Raw genomic sequence first — 8,149 nt, 5'->3', positions numbered from 1 at the left:
CCTCGCGCAGCTCGCGCACCGTCTTGGCGCGCAGCACCTCCATGCCGAGGCTGGCGGCGTTGGCCGCGAGGTCGACGGGGAGCGGCGCGGCTCGCCGCGCCCCCTCCCGCCGCCTGCCGACCTGGCTCGAACCCCCTTGTGTGGCACGGCAGTTCGGTATCGGTCAACGGCATCGAGTGCCGGACACGGCGGCTTCGACTGCGAGACAGTGGGAAGACGCGGTGAGAGGACGAAGCCGCGAGGCAGGGGCACGACATGCTGAGGACTCCCACGGACGAGACGCGCCTGCGCATCCTGGCCTGGCTGAAGGAACCCGGGCCCGCCGCCGACGGGGTCACCGCGGACGCCGTCGCCGAGCGGTTCGCACTGCCACGCCCGGTCGCCGTCACCCACCTCCGGCTCCTCGAAGCCACCGGCATGGTGCGCACCAGCCGGTCCGCGGGCCGCGTGCGCTACCACCGCGACGAGATGCGGATCGCCGAGGTCGCCCGGATGTTTGAGAAGGGCTGGTAGGCGACCCGGTACGGCGGAATCCGTCCCCGATGGTGAAGGACACGCACGTGATGGACCGTCCCACGGCACTCGTCCCACGCCACTACGTCGCGGTGGGCCACGGCCCCGAGGACGTGGTCGCCGATGCGCACGGACGCGTGCTGACCGGCCTGGCGGACGGCCGCATCCTGCGGCTGCACGGCCTGGCGGATCCGGTCACGGCCCGTGCCGAGCCGATCGCCGAGACCGGCGGCAGGCCGCTCGGCCTCGAACTCCTCCCGGACGGCGACCTCCTGGTCTGCGACGCCGAACGCGGGCTGCTGCGCGTCGGCACCGGCGACGGCACGGTCCGCGTCCTCGCCGACTCGGTGGCGGGGGAGCGGCTGCGGTTCTGCAGCAACGCGGTCTCCCTCTCCGACGGCAGCGTCTACTTCACCGTCTCCAGCCGCCGTCACCCCCTGGAGCACTGGATCGGCGACATCGTCGAGCACACCGGGACGGGACGGCTGCTGCGCCTGGCACCCGGCGCCGACACCCCCGAGGTGGTGCTGGACGGCCTGCAGTTCGCCAACGGGCTCGCCGCCGGCGCCGACGAGTCGTTCCTCGTCATCGCCGAGACCGGCGCCCGCCGGCTCATCCGTCATCGGCTCACCGGACCCGGGGCCGGGCGGAGCGAGCCCTTCGCCGAGAACCTGCCGGGCATGCCCGACAACCTCTGGCGCGGCCGCCCCGACGGGCCGGTCTGGGTGGCGCTGGCCGGTCCCCGCGTCCCGCCCCTCGACCTGCTCCACCGCGGCGCGCCGGCGGTCCGCCGCGCCGCCGCCCGCGTGGCCGTACGCGCCCCGTTCCGCCCCACCGGCACGATCGCCGTCATGGCCTTCGACGACGCCGGCCGCGTCGTCCACCACCTCGCCCGCCGCCACTCCGGCTACCGCATGGTGACCAGCGTCTGCGAGGCCGGCGGCCACCTCGTCCTGGGCAGTCTGTGGGAGCCCGGCGTGGCGGTCTGCGAGCCGCCGTCCCCGACATGACCCCGGCCCGCCCCGGGGGTTAACCTGAACCCTGGCCGCGACGCTGCTCGCGGCGCGGCGGTGGGGCCCGCCGTACCCGAACCGCGGCAAGGACGCCGCCAACGGTCCCTACTTGCGACGGCACGCGCCCGCACGACCCCGGGCGCCGGCGAGTAGGAGACGTACCACCATGACCACCCCCGAGAGTCTCCGCGTCCCGGACTCCCCTCCCCGTCCGCCCTTCTGGCACGCCCAGGGGCCCGTCGTCACGGTCGTGGCGCTCGGCGGGGGAGTGGGGGCCGCGGCCCGCTACGCGGCGTCCCTGTGGTGGACCTCGCACGCGGGCGGATTCCCCTGGACGACCTTCTGGGTCAACGTCGCCGGCTGCGCCGTGATCGGCGTCTTCATGGTGGTCATCACCGAGTTCAGGGCCGCGCACCGCCTGGTCCGCCCGTTCTTCGGCACCGGCGTCCTCGGGGGGTTCACGACCTTCTCGACCTACGCCGTCGACATCCAGAAGCTGGCCGATCACGGCCATGTCCGCACCGGCCTGACCTACCTCGCCGCGACTCCGGTCGCGGCGCTCACGGCGGTGTGGCTCGCGGCCTGGTCGACCCGCCGTGTCCTGAAGTGGAGGCAGCCATGACCCGGCTGACCGGCAGGGCCCTGCGCCTGACCGTCCTCGTCGGCGAGAACGACACCTGGCACCACAAGCCGCTCTCCTCGGAGATCGTCCACCGGGCCCACGCGGCGGGCCTCGCGGGCGCCAGCGTCTTCCGGGGCGTCGAGGGCTTCGGCGCCTCCTCTCTGATCCACACCTCGCGGCTGCTGTCGATGAGCGAGGACCTGCCGGTCGCCGTCGTGATCGTCGACACCGAGGAGCGCGTGCGCGCGTTCCTCCCGCAGCTCGACGAGCTGGTGACCGAGGGGCTGGTGACCCTCGACGAGTGCGAGGTCATCAGCTACACCGGCCGGGAGGGCGATCCCGGCAAAACGGACAGGAAGGGTAAGAGGTCGTTGTGAACTGGCTGCTGGTCATCGGCGGCGCGATGGTCGGCGCCCCGCTCCGCTACCTCACCGACCGGGCGGTCCAGTCCCGGCACGACTCGGTCTTCCCCTGGGGCACCTTCACGGTGAACGTCGCCGGCTGCCTGGTCCTCGGCCTGCTCACCGGCGCTGCCACCCAGGTTCAGCTGCTGCTCGGCACCGGTCTGTGCGGGGCTCTGACGACGTACTCGACGTTCTCCTACGAGACGCTGCGGCTGACCGAGACGGGGGCCCGTCTCCACGCCGCCGTCAACGTGGCGGCGAGTGTGGCCGCCGGTCTCGCGGCGGCGTTCGCGGGAGCCGCGCTCGCGCGCATGTGAGCGGCGGGTGCGGGGCGCGTACGTGAGAGCCGTACTCGCCCGGGTGTAGTAAGACTGACCCCTCCGCGCCCGCCCCCTTTGAGCAGAACTGGATCCCATGAGCGTCATCAGCGTCGGTCAGGCCGTCGTCCTCGGAGCCGTCGAGGGGGTGACCGAGTTCCTGCCCGTCTCCTCCACCGGCCATCTGAAGATCGCCGAGGGGCTCATGGGCATCCCGGTCGACGACAAGGCCGTGGTCGGGTTCTCGGCCGTCATCCAGGTCGGCGCGATCGCCGCGGTGCTCGTGTACTTCCTCAAGGACATCGTGCGGATCCTCTCGGCCTGGGGGCGGGGCCTGCGCCACCGCGAGGAGCGGTACCACCACGACTACAAGTTCGCGTGGTGGGTCATCTGCGCCACCATCCCGATCGTCGCCGTGGGGCTCGCGGCGAAACCGCTCATCGAGGGCCCGCTCGCCTCGCTGTGGGTGGTGGCCGGCTCACTGATCGTCGGCAGCGGCGTGATGTGGGCGGCGGACCAGATGGGCCGGCACAAGCGCGGAGAGGACGACACCTCGTTCAAGGACGCGATGCTCGTCGGCAGCTCCCAGATCCTCGCCCTGCTCTTCCCCGGCTTCTCCCGCTCCGGCGCCACCATGTCCACCGCGCTCGTCCTCGACCTCGACCGCGTCGCCGCCACCCGGCTCTCCTTCTTCCTCGGCATCCCCGCGCTCACCGGTGCCGGCCTCTACGAGCTCAAGGACGCGCTGGGCACCGGGGTGGGCGCCGCCCCGCTCGCCGTCGGCACGGTCGTGTCCTTCGCCGTGGCTTACGCCTCCATCGCCTGGCTGCTGAAGTTCGTCGCCAAGCACTCCTTCAACGCGTTCGTGATCTACCGGATCGTGGTGGGAACGCTGCTGTTCGGGCTGCTCGGAGCGGGGGTGCTCCACAGCTGAGGGCCGGAGGAGCCGTCGTCCGTCTGCGACGTCGTCGTGGCCGGCCGCGCAGTTCCCCGCGCCCCTTCGGGGGCGCTTCAGCCCTTGACAGCACCAGCCGATCGCCCGGAGTATCTCTCCCGTGAACCTGTCAGACAGCCGGACAGCCGGACAGCCCGTGCGACGCGTCAGTGCCATGGAAGCGGTGCTGGCGTACCTGCGCGGTGCGATCGAGCGCGGCGAGTACGCCATCGGCGACAAGCTCCCCTCCGAAGCGGAGCTGTGCCGCACCCTCGAGGTGTCCCGGCCCGTGCTGCGCGAGGCGCTGCGCGCGCTGCAGACCATGGGTCTGACCGTGTCCCGGACCGGCAAGGGCACCTTCGTCGTCGCCAGCACCGTCGAGGACCCCACCTTCGGCGACTACGCGGCCAGCGACCTGCTGGAGGTGCGCCGGCACGTGGAGATCCCGGTCGCCGGGTACGCGGCCCGGCGCCGCACCCCGGAGAACCTCGACCACCTGGCCCACCTGCTGGACCGGATGGAGCGGGAGACGGACACCACCGCGTGGGTCGCGATGGACACGCTGTTCCACCTCGCCGTGGCCGAGGCCGCCCAGAACCCGGTCTTCCGCCGGGTCATCGAGGAGATCCGGGACGCGCTGGCCCGCCAGTCGGCCTTCCTCAACGAGCTGGGCGGCCGCCGCGAGCAGTCCAACCGCGAGCACCGGGCGATCGTCGAGGCCCTGATCGACGGTTCGGAGAACGACGCCGTGGAGGCCATGGCCCACCACCTCGACCGCGTCGAGACGACCCTCACCGACATCGTGCGCTCCCCGCGCACGGAGACCCCCACGGAAACCCCCATGGAAGGCGGAACCGAGGCGTGAGCGAGCAGTCCCTGCACGACGATGTGCAGAAACGTTCCACCCATGTCGACGCCGGAGACGCGGGCTACAGCAAGTCCCTGAAGTCCCGGCACGTCAACATGATCGCCATCGGCGGCGCCATCGGCACCGGCCTGTTCCTCGGCGCCGGCGGCCGCCTCGCCGACGCCGGCCCCTCCCTCTTCATCGCCTATGCGGTCTGCGGCCTCTTCGCCTTCCTCGTCGTCCGCGCCCTCGGCGAACTCGTGCTCTACCGGCCCTCCTCCGGCGCCTTCGTGTCGTACGCCCGCGAGTTCATGGGGGAGAAGGGCGCCTACACCGCCGGCTGGATGTACTTCCTCAACTGGGCGACCACCGGCATCGCCGACATCACCGCCGTCGCCACCTACACCCACTACTGGGGCATGTTCTCCGACATCCCGCAGTGGGTGATCGCCCTGATCGCCCTCGCGGTGGTCCTCACCGTGAACCTGATCTCGGTGAAGATCTTCGGCGAGCTGGAGTTCTGGTTCGCGATCATCAAGGTCGGCGCGCTCGTCGTCTTCATGTGCATCGGCATCTTCCTGCTGGTCACCCAGCACCCCGTCGACGGCCACAGCCCCGGCCCCTCGCTGATCAGCGACAGCGGCGGCGTCTTCCCGCACGGCCTGCTGCCCATGCTGCTCATCATCCAGGGCGTCGTCTTCGCCTACGCCTCCGTCGAGCTGGTCGGCGTCGCGGCCGGTGAGACCGAGAACCCCGAGAAGATCATGCCGAAGGCGATCAACTCGATCATGTGGCGCGTCGGCCTGTTCTACGTCGGCTCGGTCGTCCTGCTGTCGATGCTGCTGCCCTGGAACAAGTACACGGCCGGGGAGAGCCCCTTCGTCACGGTGCTGTCCAACATCGGCGTCCCCGCGGCCGGCGGCGTGATGAACCTCGTCGTGCTCACCGCCGCGATGTCCTCCCTCAACTCCGGCCTGTACTCCACCGGCCGCATCCTGCGCTCCATGGCCATGGCCGGATCCGCGCCGAAGTTCACCTCCGTGATGAGCCGCAGCCAGGTCCCCTACGGCGGCATCCTGCTCACCAGCGGCGTCTGCGTCCTGGGCGTCGGCCTCAACTTCGTCGTGCCCGCCGAGGCGTTCGAGATCGTGCTGAACTTCGCCGCGATCGGCATCCTCGCCACCTGGGGCATGATCATGGTCTGTCACCTCCTCTTCTGGCAGAAGACCCAGAAGGGCGAGCTCACTCGCCCCGGCTACCGACTGCCGGGCTCCCCCTGGACCGAGATCGTGACGCTGGCGTTCCTCGCCTCCGTCCTGGTCCTCATGTACGCCGACGGCGGCGCGGGACGCACCACCGTGCTCTGCCTGCCGCTGATCGTCGGAGCCCTGGTCGCCGGATGGTTCGGCATCCGCGGCCGTATCGCGCGCAAGTCCACGACCGGAGCCGACGCGTGAGAGACGCGCCGCTCCAGAAGCAGGCAGTGATGTACAGCAGTTCCCTCGCGGACGCACCCCTGGTCCGTGAACCCGTCCACGCCCCCGTCGCCCACCTCATACGCGGCGGAATGGTCGAAGGCATCCACTACGGCTCCGTCGTCGTCCTCGGCGCCGACGGAGAGGTCCAGCTCCAGATCGGGGACATCGAGGCCGCCTTCTACCCCCGCTCCGCCCTGAAGCCCGTCCAGGCCGTGGCCATGGCCCGGGCGGGGCTCCCGCTCCACGGCGAGCTGCTGTCGCTGACCGCGGCCAGCCACTCCGGCGAGGAACGCCACCTCGCCGGCACCCGGCGCATCCTCGAACTCGCCGGACTCACCGAGGACCACCTGCGCAACGTCCCGGACCTGCCGTTCGACCCGGTCGTCCGGGACCACTGGGTGCGCGAGGGCCGGCTGCCCTCACGGCTCGCCCAGAACTGCTCCGGCAAGCACGCGGCCATGCTCTACACCTGCACGCTCAACGGCTGGTCCCTGGAGGACTACCTCGATCCCGGCCACCCCCTCCAGCAGGCGATCGCCGAGATCGTCGAGGACCTGACCGGGCAGCGCATCGCCCGTGTCACCGTCGACGGCTGCGGCGCGCCCCTGTTCTCCGTCTCCCTGCACGGCCTCGCCCGCGCCGCCGCCCGGATCACCACCGCCGCGCCGGGCACGCCCGAGGCCCGGGTCGCCGACGCGATGCGCGAGCACGCGGAGATGGCGTCCGGCTCCGGGCGGGACGTCGCCGCGCTGATGCGGGCCGTGCCGGGGTTGTTGTCCAAGGACGGTTTCGAGGGCGTGCAGGTCGCTGCGCTGGCCGATGGGCGGGCCGTCGCGGTGAAGATCGCGGACGGTGCCAACCGGGCCCGTGTGCCGGTGACCGCTGCGGCGTTGGCCCGGGCGGGCGTCGACCCGGAGCTGCTCACCGAGTTCCAGGGCGAGCCGTTGCTGGGCGGTGGCCGGGAGGTCGGGCGGGTGCGGCCCGTCCGTTCGCTGGAGCCGCTCGCCGGTGCGGCCCGCGCCTGACGACGTGCCGGGTTCTCCCGTCCGGCGGCCGCGGGTCCCCTGCGGCTGATCGCGCAGTTCCCCGCGCCCCTGAAGGGGCGCACACCCACCCTCACTTCCCTCAGAAAGAGGACCCTCACCCTCATGACCGCCGTCACCCGCTCCGAACACGATCTCCTCGGCGACCGTGACGTTCCCGCCGACGCCTACTGGGGTGTGCACACCCTGCGGGCCACGGAGAACTTCCCGATCACGGGCATGCCCATCTCCGCCTATCCGCATCTGATCGACGCTCTCGCGGCCGTGAAGGAGGCCGCGGCCCTGGCCAACGAGGAGCTGGGGCTGCTGGATCCGAAGAAGGCCGCCGCGATCGTCGCGGCCTGCCGGGAGATCCGCGACGGCATGCTGCACGACCAGTTCGTGGTCGATGTCGTCCAGGGCGGGGCGGGCACCTCGACGAACATGAACGCCAACGAGGTCGTCGCGAACCGGGCGTTGGAGCTGCTGGGCCACGCGAAGGGCGAGTACCGATACCTGCACCCCAACGAGGACGTCAACCTCGGCCAGTCCACCAATGACGTCTATCCGACGGCAGTCAAGATCGCGACGGTGTTCGCGGTGCGCGGGTTGCTCGACGCGATGACTGTGCTGCAGGACGCGTTCGCGGGCAAGGCCGTCGAGTTCCGTGACGTGCTCAAGATGGGCCGTACACAGTTGCAGGACGCGGTGCCGATGACGCTGGGTCAGGAGTTCTCCGCATACGCGGTCATGCTGGACGAGGACCGGTCACGTCTTGCCGAGGCGGTGGAGTTGATCCATGAGATCAACCTGGGTGCCACGGCCATCGGCACCGGTCTCAACGCGCCTGCCGGATATGCCGAGGCGGCCCGCCGTCACCTCGCGGCCATCACCGGCCTGCCGTTGGTGACGGCGGCGAACCTGGTGGAGGCGACGCAGGACTGCGGGGCGTTCGTGCAGATGTCGGGTGTGCTCAAGCGGATCGCGGTCAAGCTGTCC

10 protein-coding genes are annotated in these 8,149 nt (G+C 71.2%); all 10 read left to right on the top strand.

The genetic code is table 11. The annotated features are described in order from the left end of the window. Positions 1–255: 255 nt before the first annotated feature. Positions 256–513 carry an ArsR/SmtB family transcription factor gene (locus ABZ948_RS40320; RefSeq protein ID WP_359768105.1) on the top strand — a complete coding sequence of 86 codons (258 nt, stop codon included), beginning with the start codon at positions 256–258 and terminating at the stop codon, positions 511–513. 50 nt (positions 514–563) lie between these two features. Next, positions 564–1,523, top strand: a complete 960-nt coding sequence (locus ABZ948_RS40315; protein WP_359768104.1) for an SMP-30/gluconolactonase/LRE family protein — start codon at positions 564–566, stop codon at positions 1,521–1,523. Positions 1,524–1,692: 169 nt separating this feature from the next. Next, positions 1,693–2,148 (top strand): fluoride efflux transporter CrcB, encoded by a 456-nt coding sequence (gene crcB, locus ABZ948_RS40310; RefSeq protein ID WP_359768103.1) that lies wholly within the window; start codon positions 1,693–1,695, stop codon positions 2,146–2,148. Then, the gene (locus ABZ948_RS40305; RefSeq protein WP_359768102.1) at positions 2,145–2,525 is read left to right on the top strand and encodes a DUF190 domain-containing protein; all 381 of its coding nucleotides are present in this window, start codon (positions 2,145–2,147) and stop codon (positions 2,523–2,525) included. Before crcB (ABZ948_RS40310) ends, ABZ948_RS40305 begins: the two co-directional genes overlap by 4 nt. Then, positions 2,522–2,869 (top strand): fluoride efflux transporter CrcB, encoded by a 348-nt coding sequence (gene crcB, locus ABZ948_RS40300; protein ID WP_359768101.1) that lies wholly within the window; start codon positions 2,522–2,524, stop codon positions 2,867–2,869. Before ABZ948_RS40305 ends, crcB (ABZ948_RS40300) begins: the two co-directional genes overlap by 4 nt. A 97-nt stretch (positions 2,870–2,966) precedes the next feature. Further along, a complete protein-coding gene (locus ABZ948_RS40295) occupies positions 2,967–3,803 on the top strand; it encodes an undecaprenyl-diphosphate phosphatase (protein ID WP_359768100.1) in 837 nt (278 codons plus the stop codon). 175 nt (positions 3,804–3,978) lie between these two features. Beyond that, on the top strand, positions 3,979–4,668 hold the full coding sequence (locus ABZ948_RS40290) for a FadR/GntR family transcriptional regulator (protein WP_359768107.1): 690 nt from the start codon (positions 3,979–3,981) through the stop codon (positions 4,666–4,668). Beyond that, a complete protein-coding gene (locus ABZ948_RS40285) occupies positions 4,665–6,107 on the top strand; it encodes an amino acid permease (RefSeq protein WP_359768099.1) in 1,443 nt (480 codons plus the stop codon). Before ABZ948_RS40290 ends, ABZ948_RS40285 begins: the two co-directional genes overlap by 4 nt. Positions 6,108–6,136: 29 nt before the next feature. Continuing rightward, on the top strand, positions 6,137–7,153 hold the full coding sequence (locus ABZ948_RS40280) for an asparaginase (protein WP_359768106.1): 1,017 nt from the start codon (positions 6,137–6,139) through the stop codon (positions 7,151–7,153). A gap of 123 nt (positions 7,154–7,276) precedes the next feature. After that, on the top strand, positions 7,277–8,149 hold an 873-nt coding region (locus ABZ948_RS40275; RefSeq protein WP_359768098.1), incomplete at its 3' end, for a lyase family protein.

It is taken from the genome of Streptomyces olindensis (genome assembly GCF_040645895.1).
Classification (GTDB): domain Bacteria; phylum Actinomycetota; class Actinomycetes; order Streptomycetales; family Streptomycetaceae; genus Streptomyces; species Streptomyces olindensis.
Note: the sequence above shows the minus strand (reverse complement) of the source record. Positions and strands in the feature narration are given on the sequence as shown.

What these genes read in the sequence shown, in the direction of transcription:
- ABZ948_RS40320 (WP_359768105.1), top strand. Translation starts at nt 256, where the DNA reads ATGCTGAGGACTCCCACGGACGAGACGCGCCTGCGCATCCTGGCCTGG.
- ABZ948_RS40315 (WP_359768104.1), top strand. Translation starts at nt 564, where the DNA reads ATGGACCGTCCCACGGCACTCGTCCCACGCCACTACGTCGCGGTGGGC.
- crcB (WP_359768103.1), top strand. Translation starts at nt 1,693, where the DNA reads ATGACCACCCCCGAGAGTCTCCGCGTCCCGGACTCCCCTCCCCGTCCG.
- ABZ948_RS40305 (WP_359768102.1), top strand. Translation starts at nt 2,145, where the DNA reads ATGACCCGGCTGACCGGCAGGGCCCTGCGCCTGACCGTCCTCGTCGGC.
- ABZ948_RS40295 (WP_359768100.1), top strand. Translation starts at nt 2,967, where the DNA reads ATGAGCGTCATCAGCGTCGGTCAGGCCGTCGTCCTCGGAGCCGTCGAG.
- ABZ948_RS40290 (WP_359768107.1), top strand. Translation starts at nt 3,979, where the DNA reads ATGGAAGCGGTGCTGGCGTACCTGCGCGGTGCGATCGAGCGCGGCGAG.
- ABZ948_RS40280 (WP_359768106.1), top strand. Translation starts at nt 6,137, where the DNA reads ATGTACAGCAGTTCCCTCGCGGACGCACCCCTGGTCCGTGAACCCGTC.